The 22,684-nt window shown below is 42.0% G+C and carries 15 protein-coding genes and 1 riboswitch; of the genes, 6 read left to right on the forward strand and 9 right to left on the reverse strand.

Features of this window, described 5'->3' with window-relative positions; genetic code table 11:
• Positions 1–44: 44 nt before the first annotated feature.
• The 4 genes from metH to BSM4216_RS03105 form a co-directional block, all read right to left on the reverse strand.
• Positions 45–3,497, reverse strand: a complete 3,453-nt coding sequence (metH, locus tag BSM4216_RS03090; RefSeq protein ID WP_048622704.1) for a methionine synthase — start codon at positions 3,495–3,497, stop codon at positions 45–47.
• Positions 3,472–5,334: a bifunctional homocysteine S-methyltransferase/methylenetetrahydrofolate reductase gene (locus BSM4216_RS03095; protein WP_048622705.1), complete on the reverse strand. Its 1,863-nt coding sequence runs from the start codon at positions 5,332–5,334 to the stop codon at positions 3,472–3,474. Before BSM4216_RS03095 ends, metH begins: the two co-directional genes overlap by 26 nt.
• A gap of 82 nt (positions 5,335–5,416) precedes the next feature.
• Positions 5,417–5,520, reverse strand: a riboswitch (SAM riboswitch).
• Positions 5,521–5,797: 277 nt separating this feature from the next.
• Entirely contained in the window at positions 5,798–6,802 is a 1,005-nt protein-coding gene (gene mreBH / locus BSM4216_RS03100; protein WP_048622706.1) for a rod-share determining protein MreBH, read from the reverse strand.
• Between the two features lie 550 nt (positions 6,803–7,352).
• Positions 7,353–7,859 carry an acyl-CoA thioesterase gene (locus BSM4216_RS03105; RefSeq protein ID WP_048622707.1) on the reverse strand — a complete coding sequence of 169 codons (507 nt, stop codon included), beginning with the start codon at positions 7,857–7,859 and terminating at the stop codon, positions 7,353–7,355.
• A 267-nt stretch (positions 7,860–8,126) separates the two neighbouring features.
• Between BSM4216_RS03105 and argF the strand changes: the two genes are divergently transcribed.
• Positions 8,127–9,080, forward strand: a complete 954-nt coding sequence (argF, locus tag BSM4216_RS03110; protein WP_048622708.1) for an ornithine carbamoyltransferase — start codon at positions 8,127–8,129, stop codon at positions 9,078–9,080.
• 59 nt (positions 9,081–9,139) lie between these two features.
• Here the strand turns inward: argF and BSM4216_RS03115 are convergent, their stop codons facing one another.
• Positions 9,140–10,612 carry a glutamate synthase subunit beta gene (locus BSM4216_RS03115; RefSeq protein ID WP_048622709.1) on the reverse strand — a complete coding sequence of 491 codons (1,473 nt, stop codon included), beginning with the start codon at positions 10,610–10,612 and terminating at the stop codon, positions 9,140–9,142.
• Between the two features lie 20 nt (positions 10,613–10,632).
• Positions 10,633–15,249: a glutamate synthase large subunit gene (gene gltB / locus BSM4216_RS03120; RefSeq protein WP_048622710.1), complete on the reverse strand. Its 4,617-nt coding sequence runs from the start codon at positions 15,247–15,249 to the stop codon at positions 10,633–10,635.
• Positions 15,250–15,584: 335 nt separating this feature from the next.
• On the opposite strand from gltB, the gene gltC reads away from it, so the two are divergent.
• On the forward strand, positions 15,585–16,487 hold the full coding sequence (gene gltC / locus BSM4216_RS03125) for a glutamate biosynthesis transcriptional regulator GltC (protein WP_048622711.1): 903 nt from the start codon (positions 15,585–15,587) through the stop codon (positions 16,485–16,487).
• Positions 16,488–16,675: 188 nt separating this feature from the next.
• On the opposite strand, the gene BSM4216_RS03130 is transcribed toward gltC, so the two are convergent.
• The gene (locus BSM4216_RS03130) at positions 16,676–17,935 is read right to left on the reverse strand and encodes an aminopeptidase (protein ID WP_048622712.1); all 1,260 of its coding nucleotides are present in this window, start codon (positions 17,933–17,935) and stop codon (positions 16,676–16,678) included.
• A 131-nt stretch (positions 17,936–18,066) separates the two neighbouring features.
• Here BSM4216_RS03130 and BSM4216_RS03135 point away from each other — a divergent pair, with 131 nt between their 5' ends.
• A complete protein-coding gene (locus BSM4216_RS03135) occupies positions 18,067–18,426 on the forward strand; it encodes a DUF488 domain-containing protein (protein ID WP_048622713.1) in 360 nt (119 codons plus the stop codon).
• On the opposite strand, the gene BSM4216_RS03140 is transcribed toward BSM4216_RS03135, so the two are convergent.
• Positions 18,427–18,873: an RrF2 family transcriptional regulator gene (locus BSM4216_RS03140; RefSeq protein WP_003354680.1), complete on the reverse strand. Its 447-nt coding sequence runs from the start codon at positions 18,871–18,873 to the stop codon at positions 18,427–18,429.
• A gap of 198 nt (positions 18,874–19,071) precedes the next feature.
• Here BSM4216_RS03140 and hmpA point away from each other — a divergent pair, with 198 nt between their 5' ends.
• The gene (gene hmpA, locus BSM4216_RS03145) at positions 19,072–20,283 is read left to right on the forward strand and encodes an NO-inducible flavohemoprotein (protein WP_048622714.1); all 1,212 of its coding nucleotides are present in this window, start codon (positions 19,072–19,074) and stop codon (positions 20,281–20,283) included.
• A 114-nt stretch (positions 20,284–20,397) separates the two neighbouring features.
• Here hmpA and BSM4216_RS03150 read toward each other — a convergent pair whose 3' ends face one another.
• On the reverse strand, positions 20,398–21,267 hold the full coding sequence (locus BSM4216_RS03150) for a YitT family protein (RefSeq protein ID WP_048622715.1): 870 nt from the start codon (positions 21,265–21,267) through the stop codon (positions 20,398–20,400).
• 602 nt (positions 21,268–21,869) lie between these two features.
• Between BSM4216_RS03150 and BSM4216_RS03155 the strand changes: the two genes are divergently transcribed.
• Both BSM4216_RS03155 and BSM4216_RS03160 read left to right on the forward strand, forming a co-directional pair.
• Complete coding sequence (locus tag BSM4216_RS03155) at positions 21,870–22,112, forward strand: hypothetical protein (protein WP_003354683.1); 243 nt, start codon at positions 21,870–21,872, stop codon at positions 22,110–22,112.
• An 80-nt stretch (positions 22,113–22,192) separates the two neighbouring features.
• Complete coding sequence (locus BSM4216_RS03160; protein ID WP_048622716.1) at positions 22,193–22,585, forward strand: DnaJ family domain-containing protein; 393 nt, start codon at positions 22,193–22,195, stop codon at positions 22,583–22,585.
• Positions 22,586–22,684 lie beyond the last annotated feature (99 nt).

The raw sequence follows: 22,684 nt of genomic DNA on the forward strand, positions 1-22,684 counted from the left end.
TAACTCCTTTTCTTTTTAATATGGAGAAAAGAGGCGGGAAATATTCATGATTCTACATTAAAGTAGCGGGCATCCGGATGGGCGAAAACAATCGCAGACACGGAAGCTTCCGGTTCCATCATATAGCCGTCGGTTAAACGTATTCCTATTTCTTCCGGTTGAAGTAGGCTAAATAATTTCTTTTGATCTTCTAAATTCGGACAGGCCGGATAACCAAAAGAATAACGTTGTCCTTGATATTTGGCCGCAAATCTGTCTCTCATAGTAAAATCAGTTGGATCCGGAAATCCCCAGAAATCACGCATTTCTTGGTGAAGGCGTTCGGCAAACGCTTCTGCCAGTTCCAACGCTGTCGCCTGCAGCGCATGGCTTGCTAAAAATTTTCCTTTTGCTTTCCATTCATTCGCTTTATCACGAACACCAAATCCGGCGCTGACGACGAACAAACCGACATAATCCATCAATCCGCTTTCTTTTGGTTTTAAATAATCGGCAAGACAAAGATACGGTTCTTTCTTTTGACGAGGGAAGGAAAAACGTTCTATCACCGTCTTTTGATCGGCGGGATCATAAATGATCACATCATTTCCATCCGATTGGGCCGGGAAAAACTGATACATTCCCTTAGGTTTTAAAATACCTGAGAAAAGAAAATCATCGATCATTTCCATTAACGCCGTTGCTTTTTCGTCGCCTTGCGCAAGCATTTTGTCTACTTTTCCTTTCAAACCAAGATGGTGGCCGATCAATGTTTGCAAGTTAATGTAAGGCTTCAAATACGCAATGGGATAATCAACGAAAAGATGTTTTTTCGTGTCTCTTGGCATTAAGACCGGTACATCTTGACGCACCGTTTTATTTGTCTTTTCCATGACCGCAACAGCGGCTGATTGAATGGATGTTTTTTTCCGTTCCGTTTCTGCTCTTTTGACTTGCTGGGCTTCAAGCTCCAATAAAAGATCTTGCTTTTCTTCTTCATTTTGCAGACGGTTGGCAAGAGAAAGGCCTTCCATGGCATCTTTCGCGTATAAAACGGGTCCTTCGTATTCAGGCGATATTTTCGTTTCGGTAAAACGTCTGGAAAGTGCTGCACCGCCGACTAGCACCGGTACGTTGATTCCAGCTTGCTTCATATCCTGAACGGTCATCACCATTTGTTGGGCAGATTTTACGAGCAAACCGGAAAGACCGACAATGTCGGGTTGTTCTTTTTGAACAGCTTGAATGAGTTCAGAAGGAGCTACTTTAATACCTAAGTCGATGACTTTAAAACCGTTGTTGCTTAAGATGATGTCGACTAAATTTTTGCCGATGTCATGGACATCGCCTTTAACGGTGGCCAGCAAGACTTTTCCTTTTCCGCTGTCATTGTCTGATTTCTCCATGAACGGTTCTAAAAAGGCAACGGCTGCTTTCATTACTTCAGCGCTTTGCAATACTTCAGCGACAATCAACTGGTTGTCATTAAAAAGACGGCCGACTTCCGCCATTCCGTCCATCAATGGTCCGTTGATGATGTCCAGAGGCGTTTCAAAGATTTCAAGCGCTTTTTGTAAATCAGGAATAAGACCTTCCTTTGTACCTTCGACTATATAATAGCGAAGACGTTCTTCTACTGTTTTCGGAAGTTCTTGAACTTTATGTTCCTTCTTTTTATCACGGTAAAATGCGGTAAAAGCAGCCAATGTGTCATCATTGGTTTCAAACAGCAGTTTTTCGGCCAGATGTCTTTCATCTTCCGGAATAGATGCATAGCGCTCCAGCTTTTCGGTATTGACGATGGCGTAATCTAACCCCGCCTGGGTGCAATGGTAGAGAAAAACGGCGTTTAATACTTCGCGTCCGACGGGAGGAAGGCCGAAAGAGACGTTGCTGATGCCAAGAACGGTCAAGCAGCGCGGCAGTTTTTCCTTGATTAGCCTGATTCCTTCGATCGTTTCCTGTGCTGATCCTATATATTGTTCATCCCCGGTTCCCACGGGAAAAACTAACGGGTCAAAAATGAGATCTTCCGGTTGAAGTCCCCATTTATGAACTAATAAATCATAAGATCGTTCAGCGATTTCTAATTTTCGTTCTCTTGTCACGGCCATTCCTTTTTCGTCAATGGTGCCGACCACCACCGCTGCACCGTATTTTTTGATCAGAGGAACGACTTTTTCAAATCGTTCTTCGCCGTCTTCCAAATTGATCGAGTTGATGATCGCTTTGCCTTGTGAATAGGTAAGGGCTTTTTCGATGACTTTTTCATCTGTGGAATCGATGACAAGCGGGACTTTTACTTTTTTAACTACTTCTTTTATAAAATTTTCCATATCGCTTAGTTCGTCTCGATCCGGATTGGCAAGACAGATATCGATTACGTGGGCGCCGCCTTTGACTTGGGCGCGGGCAATTTCGGACGCTTCTTCATATTTTCCTTCGATAATCAGCCGCTTGAACTTTCTAGAACCAATGACATTCGTTCTTTCACCGATAAAAAGAGGCCTCATCGAATCATCATAAATAAGTGGTTCGATGCCTGATACGGCATGGCCGTGGGGCTGATTCGGCCGTTTTCGGGGCGGGTACGGTTTGACGGCTTCGCTGATCGCTCGAATATGCTCTGGTGTCGTTCCACAGCAGCCGCCTACTAGGTTTAGCCATCCTTTTTCAGCAAACCCGGCAATTTTTTTGGATAAGGATTCTGGAGTTTCGTGATATTTTCCTTCTTCATCCGGCAATCCCGCATTTGGATAACAGCTGACAAATGATTGAGCCAGTCCGGAGAGCGAACGGATATGGTCCGTCATAAATTCCGGTCCTGTTGCACAGTTCAATCCAACAGACAAAGGGTTCATATGCTCTAAAGAGAGATAAAAAGCTTCGATGTTTTGGCCGGCCAATGTAGTCCCCATTGGTTCAATCGTGCCTGAAATCATCAAAGGAAGAGTTTTTCCCGTTGCTTTAAAAGCTCTTTGGATGCCGAGAAAACCGGCTTTCACGTTGAGCATATCTTGGCTGGTTTCAAGAAGGAGAAGGTCGCAGCCGCCGTCAATCAGACCTCTTGCTTGGATTTCAAAATGCTTGCTGAGCGATTCAAAATCGATGCCGCCGGTTACAGATAACGTTTTGGTCGTAGGCCCCATAGCACCAGCCACAAAACGCGGCTTTTCCGGTGTTGAAAATTCGGCAGCAGCTTTTTTGGCGATTTCGGCTGCCCGACGGTTAATTTCATAAGCTCTATCGCCGAGATTGTATTCATTCAGAACAAGCGGTGTTCCGCCAAATGAGTTGGTTTCAATAACATCGGCACCGGCTTCCAAATAAGAGCGGTGAATCCACTCGACCACATGAGGGGCTGTGATGTTTAAATATTCATTACAGCCATCATACTGCTCGCCTCCGAAATCGTTCGGTGTAAGGCCGGCTTGTTGAATCATGGTTCCCATTGCTCCATCGATGATGAGGATTCGTTTTTCTAGTTCGTGTTCAATTGGATGTTGTAATTTCGGCATGTACAGTCTCTCCCTTTTTTGCATCTTGTTCCCGAATATAGCGAGCCAAATCGGCTGTCATTTCATAACGAAGGAAAGGAGTAATGAGATAAATTCCGTTAAAATACCGAAGAGCAGTATCGATTAATTCTTTGGCGATCTCAATCCCCGTTTGCTGGGATTTTTCTTTATCTCCGTCGAATGCTCTCATTCGCTCTATAATTTCATCGGATAATTTTATGCCTGGCACTTCATTATGCAAAAATTCTGCGTTTTTGAGGCTTGTTAATGGCATAATTCCGATGAAAATAGGGACATTTAAGTGTTTCGTTGCTTCGTAAATTTCTTTTATTTTTTCCTTTGTAAAAACCGGCTGTGTGATAAACGAATCGGCTCCGCATTCTATTTTTCTTTCCATCCGTTTGACTGCTTTTTCCAGTACGCGGACATTCGTATTAAAAGCAGCGGAAACGGAAAAATGAGTTTTTTGTTTTAATGGTTTCCCGGAAAAAGAAATCCCGTTGTTCAATTGCTTAATTAATGAAATCAGTTCCAAACTGGAAACGTCGTATACGCTTGTGGCACCGGGAAAGTCACCCACTTTTGTCGGATCGCCTGTAATGACAAGAATATCATGAATACCTAGGGTGTGGAGGCCCATCAAATGCGATTGCAGTCCTATTAAATTGCGATCTCGGCAGGTTATATGTACGAGCGGGCGAATACGCTGGTTGGCCTTTACTAAAGCCGCCATTGCCATGTTGCTGATCCGCGGTGAAGCCAACGAATTATCGGCCATTGTAATCGCGTCGATTCCGACTTCTTTAAGTACTTGAGTCCCTTGAAAATATTGAAAAGTATCCAAATGTTTCGGAGTATCCAATTCTACGATAATCGTCCGTTTTTTCTTCGCTAGTTCGTGAAGAGGGGGATCGAGCGGTGCCGGTGGTTCTTTTACAATGATCGGTTTTTCGGGTTTCACCGATTTTTGATGAATGGGAGAAAGACCTGATAATGCTTTTTTGACGGCTTCAATATGTTTCGGCGTTGTGCCGCAGCATCCCCCGATAAGACGGACTCCTTGATTGCGCAATTTTACCGCCGCTCTTCCGAAATACTCGGCTTCCGATTCGTAGATCACTCGGCCGTCTTTCACATCCAGCAGGCTGGCGTTAGGATAAGCGGAAAGATACGCTTTTTTGGGCAATGTAGCTTTTTCAAGTGCTTGTATCATATGGTAAGGTCCAAGTCGACAGTTCACACCCACCAGATCTGCCCCGTGATCTTCCAAACGGTGGAGAGCTTCATTCAGAGATAGACCGTTTTGAAGGACACCGGGTTCATGCATGGACACTTGAGCGATAATTGGAATGTTTGTTAATTTTCGAGCTATTTTTAAGACGGTTGTCAATTCTTCAAAGTCATAGTAAGTTTCGAGAAGCAGTCCGTCTGGATTTTCATTCAATAAACTTTCTGCCTGTTCTAGGAAGGCCTCTTTTATATCAGCCAGTGAGCAGGTATCTTTACGGAAGCCGCGAATGCCCCCAATTGTACCGAAAACAAACGTTCCATGATCAGCCGCTGCTTGTTTGGCAAGACGGACAGCCGCTTTATTTATTTGTTTGACGTTTTCTTCCAGTCCGTAACGACGCAGTTTTACAGCGTTGGCACTGTAAGTATTGGTTTGGATGACATCGGCCCCGGCAAGAATATACTCTTCATGTATTTTTGAAATGATTTCTGGCTTGGCAATATTCAATTCTTCATAACAATAGTCAATTCCATATGAATAGAGGAGCGTGCCCATTGCGCCATCGGCTGTTAAAATCTCTGTTTTCAATCGATCCAAAAATCCCATGCGTATTCCTCCTCTCATTACGGATAAAATGAAAAAAGCCTTCCGTAAGAAGGCTTTTGATGGATGATGTCCAAAATGATCCTTCTTATCTTCCAAACTCGAAAGTTTGCTGGATTTAGCACCTGGCCAATTCGGCTGGTTGCTGAGGATTCATCGGGCCAGTCCCTCCACCTCTCTTGATAAGAAATCTATGAAATTTTTTTCGTATTTTCAGATTTATTAAATTAATAATAGCTTTTCTTCAGGCAGCGGTCAAGAGAATTTTTGGCAGATCGCGTGTTCAAAAGCTAGCTGAAATCATTCATCCTGAAGAAAAGAAATCAGAAAAGTCTTATCTCCGGCGGTCTAAAGAAGGTTTATATGAGGGGCTTAATAAGATCGAAAAAAAGTCTGCCTCCGAAAAAGCAGGAGGGATGAGGGCCTGCTTTTTTTTAATCGGAGAGACAGACTTCTTTAACAAGCGTTAATTTTTTACTTTTTTTAACTGAGGGATGACATGCAAAGACCGGCCTGTACCAATGGCGACTGATTCGAGCGGACTTGGTGCGAGGTTTACGGGGACAATCATCTGGCTTGCCAACCATTCTTTTAAACCGTTCAGCAGGGAAGCTCCTCCTGTTAAAATAATTCCTCTGTCAACAATGTCACCGCTAAGTTCCGGTGGTGAATTTTCCAGCGTAGCACGAACTGTTTCTAATATTTGTAAAACGGTTTCCTTTATCGCTTTCTGAATTTCTAAGGAAGTAATAGTAATCGTTTTGGGGAGTCCCGTTACTAAATCCCTTCCGCGAATCTCCATTTCTTGGATATTATGATCGATGGGCGCATATCCAATTTCTTTTTTCAGCATTTCTGCGGTCGGTTCGCCGATTAGCAGGTTGTACTCTTTCCGTACATATTGAATGATATCTTCGTCCATTTTGTCTCCGCCAATTCGAATCGAATTGCTGCACACCACTCCGCCATAGGAAATAATGGCCGCTTCAGTAGTGCCTCCACCGATGTCGACAATCATATTAGCAATCGGTTCATCTACCGCCAAATCTGCTCCGATGGCCGCTGCAATCGGTTCTTCAATCAAATGGACGGTTTTCGCTCCGCAGCTTCGAATAGAGTCTTCAATCGCTCTTTTTTCGACTGTTGTCGCTCCAGATGGGGCGCAGATCACGACATTCGGCTTTCGCAAGGTGATTCCAAGCGCTTTGTTTACTTTTTTCATGATGCTTTTTAGCATTTCCGTTGTCACTTCAAAATCAGCAATAACCCCATTTTTTAATGGACGAATAACGGAAATGTTGGCGGGGGTTTTTCCGATCATTTTTTTTGCTTCTGAACCTATTGCCAATAATTGTTTCGTATGTATATCAATCGCTGCTACAGAGGGTTCGTTTATAATAATTCCTTTATTTTTACTATATACAAGGGTATTGGCCGTGCCTAAGTCAATTCCAATATCTTGAGAAAGCACCTTTTATACCTCCATTTCGAATAAGCCAAACAAATTTGACGCATGTTCAGAAGAATCATATCGTCTTTATCCTATAAAAGTATACAAGTTTTTTTGTTGAAAAGTATATGGGTTTTATTGTCAAAATATGTTGTTACAAATGTAGAAGATTTGTAACAATGGCGGGATGAACGAATCTATCAGCATTTTCGACATAAGGGGAGGGGGGAATGTGCTTGCTGTTGTTTATAAAACTTAATCTTTGTAACTTTATGTAAAAGAATGTCGCAGCAGAATTTCGCCATTCAAGTTTTCTTCAGGACGTGTTTACGTTAATAGAGGCATTTATCATTTTGAAATGCCATTTTTAAAGAATGAAAATCGGACTATTCTATAAATCTAATGAGCTTATTCCGACTTAGGAGGATTGTAGGACTATGTTTCACGGTTTTGGAGGAGCCGAAAAAAAAAGGAAAGGGCCGGAATTCCTTGTAGAAATGTGAGCGGAGAGCAAGTGTAGTATAGTATCAAGATTGAAGGATTGGAGAATTCCGGCCTTTTGAAAAATTACTTATTCCATTTTGGAGAAAAATTCAGCTAGTTCTTGGCTGTGAAGTTTCCGTGCTTTCCGATGTTCTGCCCGATTGAGAGCTGTTTCATTCAGCCATTTTTCTTCTTCAGATTCCGGAACCACTTCAGGCACTTCTGTCGGTTTTCCGTTTTCATCAAGGGCAACAAAAGTTAAGAAAGAGAGAGCCGCAACTGCTTTTTCACCCGTTAATAAATTTTCGGATGTTACTTTTACGAATACTTCCATGCTTGTCCGACCAGTATATGTGATTCGAGCTTCTAATGTCACAGAGTCACCGCTGTTAATTGGTTTAAGGAAATCTACGGAGTCCGTTGAAGCAGTTACAACCGGTCTTCTTGCAAATTTAGTTGCGGTTATAGAGGCGATATCGTCTATGTATGCCATCAACTTTCCGCCGAATAAAGTACCATGTTGGTTTGTATCCGGTGGAAGGACAAAACTTGTTTTGACTGTTAGAGTATCACGCATTGGTATTTTCTTTTTCATGAATCTTTCACCTCGTGGACTATTGAGTTGCTAATAAAATGTTACGTTCACTTATAATCTTAACATGAAACTTACGAACAATGCATTTTGATTTTATTATATAAATAAATTTTTTGCAATAGCGATATTTATGATTGTATTTTAATTCTTTATTGTGTATAAATATTAATTATAAAGGTTTTTATTTTACGAAAGTTTTTAATATTGACATGATCAATTAAAAAAGTTTCAAAAAAGGATGGTACATTGGAAAGGGAGTGTTTATAAATGGCAATCGTTCATACGGTGACAGCCGAACAATTGAAAGGAAAAGATTTACTGACTCTTGCTGATTTTACTCCGAATGAAATTTCTTATTTTATAGAATTAGCAGCTGATATGAAAAAAAATCCTTCCGCTTATTCTGAAAGTTTAAAAGGGAAAATTCTCGGGATGATTTTTGAAAAAAATTCGACCCGTACGAGAGTCTCTTTTGAAGCTGCCATGATCCAGCTCGGGGGGCATGGAATGTTTTTGGATTCGCAGCATACTCAAATAGGACGAGGAGAAACAATCGAGGATACAGGAAAAGTATTGTCGAGATATCTGGATGGGATCATGATCCGGACGTTCGGACATGACAAAATCGAGTCGCTGGCGAAAGCAGCCGACATTCCTGTCATCAACGGATTGACGGATTTATCACATCCTTGTCAAGCGCTTGCAGATTTGTTGACGATTTACGAATGGAAAGGAGAGTGGAAAGGGGTCAAGTTAGTATATGTAGGAGATGGAAACAATGTTGCCCACTCTTTAATGATAGGGGCGGCTTTGACAGGAATGGAATGTGTTGTGGCGACTCCAAAGGGATTCGAGCCTGACCCGCAAGTCATGACAAAAGCACAAGCATTGGCAGAAAAAACGGGAGCTTGTATAACCTATTTGGAAAATCCGAAAGAAGCAGTGAAAGAGGCTGATTTTATTTACACAGATGTGTGGGTCAGTATGGGACAGGAAAAAGAACAGGAAGAACGAAAGAAGATATTTATTCCTTATCAGGTAAATCAAGGACTTTTCCAATATGCTAAGCCGGACTGTAAATTTATGCACTGCTTACCGGCTCACAGAGGAGAGGAAGTAGCAGCGGACATTATGGATGGGCCGTCATCGATTGTTTTTCAAGAAGCGGAAAATCGTTTGCATGCTCAGAAAGCCGTTCTCTATAGTTTGTTGCAAGATTAAAAAGTACAAAAAAAGAGGCGAACTTAAAGGTCGGCCTCTTTTTTTGTGCGTATTTCAGGTTATGGCAAAAAGGTCTCTCCCATTAAATAACGGTCGATTTCTCGAGCTGCTTCACGGCCTTCGTGAATGGCCCAAACGACCAAACTTTGCCCGCGGCGCATATCTCCGGCAGCGAACACGCCCTCCACGTTCGTTGTATATTGGCCGTATTTTGCTTTCGCAGTATTCCGGCTTGTTTTTTCTACTTGAAAGGCATCAAGAAGTTTTGGTTCAGTTCCGGTGAATCCAATGGCAATTAATACTAGTTGAGCCGGCCATACTTTTTCCGTTCCCGGAATTTCTTTCATTGTATAGGTTCCGTCTTCATGATAGGTTTTTTCCATTTGAACCGTATGCAATTCTTTCACATGGCCATTTTCATCAGCCACAAATTTTTTCGTTTGAATTAAATATTCGCGTGGGTCTTCTCCGAAAATCGCAGCGGCTTCTTCATAGGCATAATCTAATTTAAAAGTATTCGGATATTCCGGCCATGGATTGCGTTCCAATCGTGAATCAGGCATTTTTTCATGCTTTCCAAATTGGACGACGCTTTTGGCTCCTTGACGCAAAGCCGTTGCTACACAGTCAGCTCCCGTATCTCCGCCGCCGATGACAATAACATCTTTTCCTTCCGCAGAAATCACTTCTGTTCCGTCCAACAATCCTTTAATGCTTTTCGTTAAATAATCCATGGCAAAATAAATGCCTTTTGATTCACGGCCCTCTATTAATATGTCGCGATGTTTTTGAGAGCCGGCGCATAAAAGGACTGCGTCAAACGATTCCTTTAGTTCTTCGGCGCTGATATCTTTTCCGATTTCCGTGTTTGTCACAAACGTAATGCCTTCTTGTTTCAGTAAATTCACGCGTCTGTCTACGGTAGATTTTTCAAGCTTCATCGAAGGAATCCCGTATGTCAGCAGTCCTCCGACACGATCGTCTTTTTCAAATACGGTAACCGTATGACCAGCTTTATTCAGCTGATCGGCAGCCGCAAGACCGGCAGGACCTGATCCGACTACGGCCACTTTTTTCCCCGTACGCACTTTGGGAGGGTTTGGCTTAATCCATCCTTCCTGGAATCCTTTGTCAATGATCGCTTTTTCAATAGATTTGATTGCCACCGGATCATCGGAAAGGGCGACAGTACATGATCCTTCGCAAGGTGCAGGACAAACGCGTCCGGTAAATTCAGGGAAGTTGTTTGTTTTCAAAAGCCGTTCTAATGCTTCCTGCCAACGGTTTTGATATACCAAATCATTCCATTCGGGGATTAAGTTATAAAGAGGGCAGCCGGAAGGCATCCCTCTTAATTCCATTCCCGTATGACAGAAGGGGGTTCCGCAATCCATGCAGCGGGCGGCTTGAATCTTTAATTCGTTCTCGGAGAAAGGGAGCTGATACTCATTCCAGTCCTTGATGCGAACTTTTGGATCACGTTCCGGTGCTTTTTTTCTTTTATATTCCAAAAAACCTGTTGCTTTTCCCATGCTTCTAACCCCTTTCTCTACTAATTGATGGCTTCTATCATTCGCTGATCGTCAGATATGGTCTTTTTTTCGACAGTACTTTCAAGAAAAGCGGCGTATTCAGCTTCAGACTGCGTCTTTCCTTCCAAAAGGAAATGTTGGATTTTTTGTTTCATTTCTTTATATTCTTTAGGAATTATTTTTATAAAGCGGCCGGATGTTTTGCTCCAATTGTCGAGAATTCGTTTGGCCAACGGGCTGTTTGTGTAGTCAACGTGTTTTTTTATAAGAGATTTCACTAAGTCCTCATCTTCTTTTGACAACGATTCAAACAGAAGAGATGATTCTCGGCATTGACGTTTCGTCAATCCAGACATTTTTTCATAGATATATACGACGCCGCCGGACATTCCGGCTGCAAAGTTTTTCCCAACATCGCCGAGTATGACGACATTGCCGCCGGTCATATATTCACAGCCATGGTCTCCTACACCTTCGACCACTACGTCGACTCCGGAATTTCGAACGGCAAAACGGGCTCCGGCTTTTCCGTTGATATAAGCTTCACCGCCGGTCGCTCCATACAGGCAAACATTTCCTGCGATAGTCTGTTCTTCCGGAACTAGGCTGGAAGATGAATCAGGGCGAACAATCAGTTTTCCTCCCGATAAGCCTTTTCCAAAGTAATCGTTGGCATCTCCGTCTACCGCTAATGTCAACCCTTTAGGAGCAAAAGCACCGAAACTTTGTCCGGCCGAACCTTTGAATGTAAATTGGATCGTATCTTCAGGAAGACCTTCAGCTCCGTATTTTTGGGTAATCAAAGATCCCAAAATGGTTCCGGTAGCCCGATTGATATTGCGGATTGGAAAACTTCCTTTTACAGGTTTTTTCCATTCGATTGCAGGTTGAGCAGCGGGAACCAACTTTTGAAGATCAAGCGTTTTTTCAAGTTGATGATTTTGGTTCTGCGTTTTGTGCTGGGATTGATGCTTTGCTTCTTCCGGTACATACAGAAGCGGTGACAAATCTAGATATTTGGCTTTCCAATGACGTTTGGCCCGTTCATGAACTTTTAAGAATTGTTTTTGTCCAATCATTTCGTCCATCGTCCGGAATCCCAATTGTGCCATAATTTCGCGGATTTCCTGGGCGACAAAGTGCATGTAATTCACGATATGATCAGGCGAACCGGCAAATCGCTTCCGAAGTTCTGGATTTTGGGTTGCGACTCCTACAGGGCAAGTATCCATATGGCAAACCCGCATCATAATGCACCCAAGCACGACAAGAGGTGCAGTGGCAAATCCGTATTCTTCAGCGCCTAAAAGAGCAGCGATGACGACATCTCGGCCTGTCATCATTTTGCCGTCTGTTTCAAGGGTTACGCGATCACGGAGACCGTTCATCAGCAAGGTTTGATGTGTTTCGGCAAGGCCGATTTCCCAAGGAATTCCGGCATTTTTAATGCTTGATTTCGGCGATGCGCCTGTGCCGCCTTCATATCCGCTAATCAAAATGACATCGGCAAGCCCCTTGGCCACGCCGGTTGCGATTGTTCCTACACCGCTCTTGGAAACTAATTTCACGTTGATGCGAGCTTTCGGATTTGCATTTTTTAAATCGTAAATCAATTGGGCTAAATCTTCGATAGAATAAATATCATGGTGAGGAGGAGGAGAAATAAGTCCGACTCCGGGTGTGGCACCACGAACGTCCCCAATCCAAGGGTATACTTTTTTTCCCGGCAAATGACCTCCTTCACCCGGTTTAGCGCCTTGTGCCATTTTGATTTGAATTTCTTCGGCGTTCACTAAATAATGACTCGTTACGCCAAATCGTCCAGATGCCACTTGTTTGATGGCACTCCGGCGCAAATCTCCGTTTTCATCCGGCGTGTAACGAGAAGGGTCTTCGCCGCCCTCGCCGCTGTTGCTTTTACCTCCAATGCGGTTCATCGCAATCGCCAGCGTTTCGTGAGCTTCTTTACTGATGGAACCGTACGACATGGCACCGCTTTTAAAGCGTTTGAGAATGGATTCGACAGGTTCCACTTCGTCTAAAGGAACTGCGGGTCTTTTGCCAAAGTTGAAATCAAGAAGACCCCTAAGGAAAAATGTTTGTTCTTCTGAAATCATTTTTGAGTATTTTTTATATAGTTCATAGCTATTTTGCCGTGCTGCTTGTTGTAAAGTATGAATGGTTTTCGGATTAAAAGCATGAGCTTCTCCCGTTCTTCTCCATTGAAATTCTCCGCCGGAATCAAGGGAAGTATCCTGGAATTCACTTTTATGAAATGCTTGGCGGTGGCGGAGCAGGGTTTCTTCGGCAATCACATGAAGCGTAATCCCGCTTAATGGGGAAGCGGTACCGGTAAAATAGCGGTCCACTACTTCTTTTCCGATGCCAACCGTTTCAAAAATCTGGGCGCCTCTATAGCTTTGAATAGTGGAGATACCCATTTTCGACATGATTTTGACAACCCCGTCGATGCTCGCTTGCAAATAGTTGCTGATGGCTTGTTCAGCGTTTATTTCTTTAATAATGCCTTTTTCCACCATGTCTTCAATAGACGAAATGGCAAGGTATGGATGAACTGCATCTGCTCCGTATCCGATTAAACAAGCAAAGTGATGAGTGTCTCTGGCTTCAGCCGTTTCCACAATAAGGCTTACTTTCGTTCTAAGCCCTTTTCGCACTAAGTGATGATGAAGACCGCTGACTGCGAGCAAAGCAGGGATGGCAGCGAAATCTTCGTTCACTCCATGATCGGATAAAATTAACAACGAATACCCTTCCTCAATTGCCTCTTCCGCTTCTTGGAACAGCCTGTCTAAAGCCGGTTCAAGGGCTTGAGGGGAAGAAGCGTCAAATAAAATAGACAGAGTTTTCGCACGAAATTCTTTAAACCGATTGCCGATTAAAGCAGCTAAATCTTTCTCAGAAAGAATAGGTGATTCAAGCCGAATTCTCCGGCAGCTCTGTTCGGAAGGCTCGAGAAGATTTCCTTCTCTGCCAAGGAGCGTCATAGTTGAAGTCACAATATCTTCCCGAATGGCATCAATCGGAGGGTTCGTCACTTGTGCAAACAGTTGTTTAAAATAATTGTAGAGAAGCTGAGGACGTTCCGACAAAACGGCGAGCGGGGCATCATATCCCATGGATCCGATCGGGTCCTTTTTTTCCGTCGCCATTGATTTAAGATTTTTCGTCAGTTCCTCATACGTGTAGCCAAAGGCTTTTTGCCATTTTACAATTTTTTCGGATTCTAAACGCGTTTCCACCGGTTCGAAATCATTTAGATCGGATAGGTGGACAAGATTTTCGTCGAGCCATTTGCGGTAAGGTTTTTCAGAAGCAATTTTTGCTTTGATCTCTTCGTCGGAAATGATGCGGCCTTCTTCAAGATCAATCAAAAGCATTTTCCCCGCGTCTAAGCTTTGTTTGGAAATGATTTTTTCCTCTTCGACAGGTACGACTCCTGTTTCAGAAGAATAGATGATTAAATCGTCTTCCGTTATATAATAGCGGGCAGGACGCAGTCCATTGCGGTCCAAAATGGTTCCGATTTTTCGACCGTCCGTAAAGGAGATCGAAGTAGGCCCATCCCAAGGCTCCATTAGGCAACTGTGGTATTCATAGAAAGCAAGCTTTGGATCTTCCATTTGCCTATCATGATCCCATGGTTCCGGAATCAGCATCATCGCAGCGTGAGGAAGCGAACGGCCCGATAATGTCAAGAATTCAAGTGTATTGTCCAACATGGCGGAATCGCTTCCGCTTTCGTCGATAATAGGCAAAATCTTTTCGTAGTTGTCCCCGAACACTTTAGAGTAACTTGCCTTTTCGCGGGCACGCATCCAGTTCACATTTCCTCTCAGGGTATTGATTTCTCCATTATGAATTAAATAACGGTATGGATGAGCACGCTCCCAGCTGGGGAATGTGTTGGTGCTGAATCGAGAATGAACAAGGGAGAAAGCAGAAGTATAGGCTTCGTCGGAAAGATCCAGATAGTATTGATCGATCTGCTCCGGAAGAAGCATTCCTTTATATATGATCGTTCTTGTCGACAGGCTCGGAACATAAAAGCTGCCGTTAATTGCCGGATCCTCTGCGATCGCTCGTTCAATACGTTTTCGAATGATGTATAATTTTAATTCAAAATCTCGTTCCGATTGGATCTCTTCGTTTTGCCCGATAAACAATTGCATGATGAAAGGCTCCGTTTTTAAAGCGCCTTCACCAATGACGGAAGAATCGGTTGGAACTTCACGCCATCCGAGCAGCGACTGTCCTTCTTCGCCAACAATCCGTTCAATGTGCGATTTAGCGCGTTCCCGTTCGGATTGGTTTTGTGGCATAAATAACATTCCTACTGCATACTTATGCATTTCTGGTAAATGAATATTAAGCTTTTCGCATTCTTTTCTAAAGAATGAATCCGAGATTTGAAGCATAATTCCCGCTCCATCTCCCGTTTTTTCATTCACGTGGCCACCGCGGTGTTCCAATTGGCACAGCATGTATATACCCTGCTTTACAATGGAATGAGCAGGTTTTCCTTTTATATTTGCTATAAATCCGATTCCGCAAGCGTCATGTTCGTTTTGCGGATTGTACAGACCTTGTTCTTTTGGATAGCCATAGTGTTTCATCGGCTGCACCCCCATTTTGTGAAAAGATTTACTGAGCAGGTCTTAAAAAATTTCCATCGGTGGGCTTTTGCGGATGATTTTTTTAAAAAGTTTGATTTTTCGTCACCCGCGGATTTTGAGCTTTGAAGGTGGAAATTTTGCGGACGGTTAAAAGCAGGTAAATTTGAATTGTTTCTATTTTTCAGATAACAGTACTTATATTGTATATTTCTTTATTAATGCTAACAATATATAATTAAGAATAAAACAATCTAATTTTGATATTAATATAGTTTTTGCTTGATAGACGGTAATTTTACGACAGATCATGAAAAAAAGAAAAGGGGAGAAGAAGATTGGAACTGCGCCAAATTAAATATTTTATAGAAGTGGCCAAGCAAGAACATGTGACTGAGGCAGCCAATCAGCTTCATGTTGCTCAGTCGGCGGTGAGCAGACAGATCGCTCGGCTGGAAGATGAGCTCGGAGTCGTTTTGTTTGCCAGAGATGGTCGAAATGTCAAGTTAACTCATATAGGCAAAATTTTTTTAGAACATATTGAAAATGCAATGGAGGAGATCGACAAATCGGTTAAAGCAGTCAAAGACTACTTAAATCCAAAACAGGGAATGATCCGAATTGGTTTTCCTAATTCATTGGCCGCTAAAACGCTGCCGAGAGTAATATCCGCATTTAGAAAACAATATCCGGAGATTGGATTTAAATTTTGGCAAGGATCCAATAAGGAATTGCGAGGACTGGTGGAAAACGGGGAAATTGATTTGGCGTTTGTTTCACCGGTTCCGACGGATTCCAAAATAAACACCCATATTTTCTTTTCTGAAAGGATGAGAGCTCTACTTCCGTTTCATCACCCTTTGGCCCAAAAAAAAGAAATTCGGCTTTATGAATTGAGAAAAGAGCCATTCGTACTTTTTCAAACAGGTTACGATATGAGAAAAATGGTGATGGATGCTTGTCGGCAAGTGGGATTTGAGCCTGATGTCGCATTCGAAAGCGAAGATATCTATACGATAAAAGGCTTAGTGGAAGCGGGACTTGGGATTAGTCTTCTTCCGGAATCAACGCTTGATGAGCAATCCAGCCCTGAAACCGTGAGCATCACGGTGAGCGATCCGATCATAACCAGGACGGTCGGGGTTATTTACCCGAAAAGCCGAGATCTTCCGCCGACGGAAAAACTCTTTTTTGATTTTCTCAAACAATATTATGAACGGTTGAATCAATTTAGTTTTTAGGATGAAGGGGGAAAAAGAGAAAGGCTCTGTTCTTGGTTCCTTTTAATCAAGCGCCTTTCTGAAAGGCTGATCGCCGATTTGTTTAGGAAGGACGAAAATTTTGGATTCGAACAGAGCCTTTTAAATCCTATTAAAGTGGAGCAAGTTCATTCCACTTAGATTCAGATTGAATGGAATCAAAGTTATTTTTAATAATGGAACGTTCCAATAAAGGAATTTTTTTTAAATGCCCAATTTCCATTGCGGAAAATCGGTTCGGTTTTTCCGTCTTTGGTGATGCCGTCAATATCCATGGATTCTGATCCGATCATAAAGTCCACGTGGGTGATGCTTGTATTCAGTCCGTTTTCTTCCAATTCCTCTTTCGACATTTGCTTTCCGCCTTCGATGCAAAAAGCATAAGCGCTTCCGATCGCGAGGTGATTGGAGGCATTTTCGTCAAATAATGTATTGTAAAAAAGAATTCCCGATTCAGAGATAGGTGAGTGGTGGGGTACAAGCGCTACTTCTCCTAAAAAATGAGATCCTTCATCTGTTTCTACCAGTTTCTTTAGTATTTCTTCTCCTTCTTTCGCTTTCACATCGACAATTCTTCCGTTTTTGAATGTAATGGTAAAGCCATCGATAATATTTCCTCCATAGCTCAACGGCTTGGTATTAGATACATATCCATTGACTCCCGTTTTTTTGGGCGCGGTAAATACTTCTTCCGTCGGCATATTGGCCATAAATGCCACACCGTTTTCATTGATGCTTCCAGCTCCCACCCAAATATGGTTTTCAGGGAGCTCAATGGTCAAATCGGTGCCGGGTGCTTTGTAATGAAGCTTATGAAACCTTTTTTGATTTAAATATTCAACTTTTTCATGAAGAATCTTATCATGTTTTTGCCAAGCCGCAATGGGATCCGCTTGTCCAATTCTTACTGCATCAAAAATGGCTTCCCATAATTTTTCCACAGGTTTTTCTTCGTTTGGAAAAACTTTTTTGGCCCATGCTTGTGAAGCGGCAGCGATGATCGTCCAACTGACTTTGTCCGATTGAATGTATTGGCGGAACTTAGTCAACGCTTGTCCAGCTGCCTTTTGATAGCGGCTGATTCGTTCCGGATTCACGCCTTTTAAAAGGTCGGGACTGGAAGAAAGTACGGAAATAAACGCCGCTCCTTGTTCAGCCAGTTCTTCTTTTTCTTTTGCCCGCCAAATCGGATAATCGTCGAACGCTTCATCTGGCGCCAGCTCATATTTCATTCGGGAGATGGCGTCATCGTGCCAATCGACATAGACATGTTTGGCGCCGGCTTCATAAGCTTTTTTGGTAATAAGCCGTACGAAGTCAGCCGCTTCTAGACCAGCATTAATGACAAGGGTTTGTCCTTTTTGAATATTGACGCCAACCTTTACGGCCAATTCTGCATATTTTTCTAATTTTGTTTGAAATAGTTCCATCTAATCCCCTTCTTTGCTAAAGTGTCCTCTTTATTGTATCAAGACTTTCAGTTGAATCAAAGCAACCCTCGTTTCTCGCTTTCGGTTGAGAAGAAACTGTGCCATAATGCCAATGGAAAGGGGGAATATTTTTGTTTCAATTGAAACGTGTTTACGAAGCGGCTTCAAAACAAGATGGGAAAAGAATATTGATTGACCGGCTGTGGCCGCGGGGGTTATCAAAGGAGAAAGCACAAATCGATGAATGGATGAAGGAAGTAGCACCAAGCCATGAATTGCGGAAATGGTTTCATCAACATCGAAGCAAATTTTTGGATTTTAAAGAAATGTATTGGAATGAACTTCAAAGCGAAGATCGGCAAAACTCGATTTTAAAACTCGTGAAAATGGGTGAAAATAATACTGTCACATTATTATACGCTGCAAAAGAACCGGTTCGCAATCATGCAGTTGTACTGAAAGAGTTTTTGGAAAAACAGAGCGAAACGTAATTACGTTTCGCTCTGTTTCATAAAGTGTATTCGATAGCTTTTAGGGTCAGCGACCAAATCGGCCAGTGTATACTGATCTAAAACGTGAAGATAGGCGGCCAGGGCTTCGTGCAATATGTGCCGCAAAGTACAGACAGGGGATATCACACAAACATTATGGTCGGAATCAAAACATTCAACAATACGAAAATCTTCTTCTGTTTGTCTCACAACGGCTCCGATATTAATATCCTTTGGTTCCTTTGCAAGCCGTATTCCGCCATTTCGTCCGCGGATCGTTTTGATAATCCCCATTTTCCCAAGTCCGTAAATGATTTTCATTAAATGATTTTTGGAAATTCCATATACTTCGGAAATTTCTCGAATGCTGGACAGTTCATCATTGCCTTTGGCTGCTAAAAATATCAGAACTCTTAATGCGTAATCTGTATAAGAAGTAAGTCTCAATGACATCACCTAAACATTTTCATTTCTAAATTCCCTATTTCAAGGCAACTCTTAGTATCACTATATTATACCCCATTTGAATAAAAAACACTAAATGTGAACGTTCTATTAAAGATGTATTTTTGATATTGCTTTCAGCACTAATTTCCTCTATTTTAAAGATGCAAATAAAATACTTCTTTTCAGGAGATGAAAAATATGTTATCTCAAGAAACAATTGACATTGTGAAATCCACTGTCCCGATTTTGGAAAAAAGAGGAACAGAGATTACTTCTCATTTTTACAAAAGAATGTTTTCCAACCATCCGGAGCTGCTCAATATTTTCAATCATGCGAATCAACAGAAAGGCCGGCAGCAAACCGCGCTGGCGAATGCGGTACTTGCCGCTGCCAAGCATATTGACGAATTGGAAGCGATACTTCCGGCCGTGAAGCTGATTGCTCATAAACACCGCAGCTTGGGGATCAAACCGGAGCAATATCCGATTGTAGGCGAAAACTTGTTGGCAGCGATAAAGGAAGTGCTGGGGGACGCTGCAACCGATGAAATTTTGTCTGCCTGGGAAGAGGCATATCAAGAAATTGCGAATGTCTTTATAAAAGTAGAGAAGGAACTTTATGAAGAAGCAGAAAATCAAAAAGGCGGTTTTAGAGATTTCAAAGAATTTGAAATTATAAAAAAGGTGCCTGAAAGTTCCCTGATCACTTCTTTTTATTTAAAACCGAAAGACGGCGTTCCGGTTCCTTCCTATTTACCGGGGCAATATATTACCGTTCGATTGAGAATTCCGGGAGAAAAGTATTTGTTTAATCGCCAATACAGTTTATCTTGCGGTCCTTTTCATGATTATTTCCGCATTTCCGTGAAAAAGGAAGCTGATCATGAACCGTATGGAAAAGTATCAGTTTATTTGCATGAACAGGCCAAAGAAGGCGATGTGATCGAAGTGAGTGCTCCCGCAGGAGAATTTGTATTAAATAAGGAAGAAACGAATCCGGTTGCCATGATAAGCGGCGGCGTTGGCATTACTCCGATGATGAGCATGCTGGAAACGTTGGCGAGAGAAAACAGCAAACGAGAAGTAACGTTTATTCATGCTGCACGCAATGAAAAAGCACGTGCTTTTTCAGATGAAGTCGATCGCTATATCAGCCAACTTAAGAACGGCAAATCTTATATTGCCTATTCGTCGAAAGAAAATGAAAGCACGATATGCGATCACCTTGGACATATCGACAAAGAGTTTTTGCAAAGAGTGCTTCCGAAAAACAGTATCTGTTACGTATGCGGTCCGGTTCCATTTATGCAGTCCGTTATTCAGCATTTAGCGGATATCGGGATTTCTGCGGAAAACGTCCGTTATGAATTTTTCGGTCCGGCTCTTCAACTGGAAGTAAAATCCATGTAACGTCTTCCCTGAACAGGCTTTGAGAAAAAGCCATTAAACGGAGTATACGCAGAAAAAAAGCGGAGTTTTTGCGTGGACTCCGCTTCTTGCCTTGATTGGGCATCCCGCTAGATGTTAGTGGACCCCTCTTTTTTTAAATTGTCCACCTTTTACTTCCGCCACTTCACCGATGGCGAGAAAGGCGTTCGGATCAATTCGGTCGACGATTGATTTTAATTGCGCCTCTTCCAAGCGGTTGATGACGCAAAAGATGACTTTTTTGCCCGTTCCTTTATATCCGCCTTCCCCGTTCAAGTAGGTGACGCCTCGTCCTAAATTGGTTAAGAGCGCTTCTCCAATTTCGGTATCACGATCACTGATGATCCAGACAGAACGTGATTGCTCCAATCCTTCTACCACGATATCGATCATTTTGAATGCGATAAAGTAAGCGATAAGGGAATACATGGCATGATCCCAGCCGAAAACAAATCCGGCGCTTCCAAGGATAAAAATATTAAAGAACAAGACAATTTGTCCGACAGATAATGCCGATTTGCTGCTGATTAAAATCGCTAATATTTCTGTTCCATCGAGGGCGCCCCCGAACCGGATGACAAGACCGACCCCTACTCCGATCGTAATTCCCCCAAAAACGGCTGCTAAAAGGATATCGTCAGTAATACCGGCAACAGGAGTAAGCAGCGAAGTAAAAACGGATAGAACGATAATCCCGTATAATATGGAAATCGTAAATCTTTTTCCTAATTGTTTGTACCCGATGATAAAAAAAGGAATATTGAGAACAAACAGGAAAATACCCAGTTTTACATCTAATAGGTGGGACAAAATAATGGAAATGCCTGTAATGCCGCCGTCGATGATGTGATTAGGAACTAAAAAGATTTCCAATCCCACTGCCATTAAAATGGCGCCTAATGTAATAAAAATGCCGTTAATCAAAATAGATTTTTTGGATAACTTTTGGTATTCCACATTCTCCATTCGCATCTTTCCTTTCTATACCATTTATTTTTATAGGTTGTTTTGAAACTTTATTCATGCACGTCACCAATATATTGGAACGTTGCTTCGAATCAAGAATCATCTCCGAAATAGGCAGACAGCAGAGAAAAGCGGGAATAAAGGAAGTTTGAATGAACACCGAAATCATTCGGTAGGACAGAAGATTTTTAATGGGGAAACAGTATCCTTTTCTATAAAAGGGACAACTTTTCCATCATGCTGCCACTATATATACAAAAATGATGATTTGATCGTCTTCCAAGTGCTGCTCATTCTAAATGTGATAAATTAAAAGTGAAAAATATGAAACCTTTTTTTCATGAGGAAAATAAATGTGCAAAACTTGTGGACAATGATAGGGATCGAACAGATAAAACATGAATTACGTGCTCGTTAACATAAGTATACCATATTGATCCCCTATATTTAAAAAATTTGGACTTTCGACGAGTTTATTTTATTTTTAAAACTTTTATGCAACACGCAAGAATGCAGATGGAGGGGATTGGGCGATGTTTTTCGTTATGACGTGTAATCAATGGCAGTAAAAGATCTATTTCATAGATAGTGAGGGAAGTGATTTGACAACGGCAGTAGGTATTACATTATTAGTAGTAGGAATTGCTCTTTTACCGTTTGGAGTGATTTATTTTAAAGATAGCTGGAAGGAAATAAAAGAGTTATCTCCAAGCGCCAAAAAAACCGCAATATTTTTGGAAATACTGGATTTATTCACTGCACCCATTGGTTCAACTTCTCTGCTTTTTCTTTCATTAATATTTATTATCGGAGGTATAGGCTTGGTTTTTTTGGAATTTCTTTAATGGTAAAAAGGATATGGCTGTAACAGAGCTCGTTCTTCGGAATGGAAAATATAGTACAATTTTAACACGGGGGAGTTTTAGTGGATTATTTTACTTTACTGGCGGAAGAAAAAATCAAGGCAGCTTACGAAAAAGGAGCGTTCGATGATCTTCCGGGGAAAGGGAAGCCGTTGAAAATGGACAGCATGGTGGAAATTCCGGAAGACTTGAGAATGGCTTATCGAATCATGAAAAACGCAGGATATATGGAGGAAGAACAGGAGATTCGAAAAGAGTTTTTGACAATCGAAGAACTGATCCGGCAATGCCATGATGAACAAGAAAGAAAAAGACTGGAAAAACAATGGTCCCAGCGGCTGATTCAATACAATCAACTGCTTTCTAAAAGAAAAATAAAAACGAATTCGTCTCTATTTAAAAGATATGAGCAGAAGATCGAAAAAAGGATCATCGGATCAAACAGTAATTCTTGATGTAAAGAAGTCATAACCTTGGTTTAAACGTAGGAAAAAACCATCGTGATTTCAATGAATTGTCCTTTTTGCGTTAAGGTTTGTCAATTTTAGTCGATA

It is taken from the genome of Bacillus smithii (genome assembly GCF_001050115.1).
Classification (GTDB): domain Bacteria; phylum Bacillota; class Bacilli; order Bacillales; family DSM-4216; genus Bacillus_O; species Bacillus_O smithii.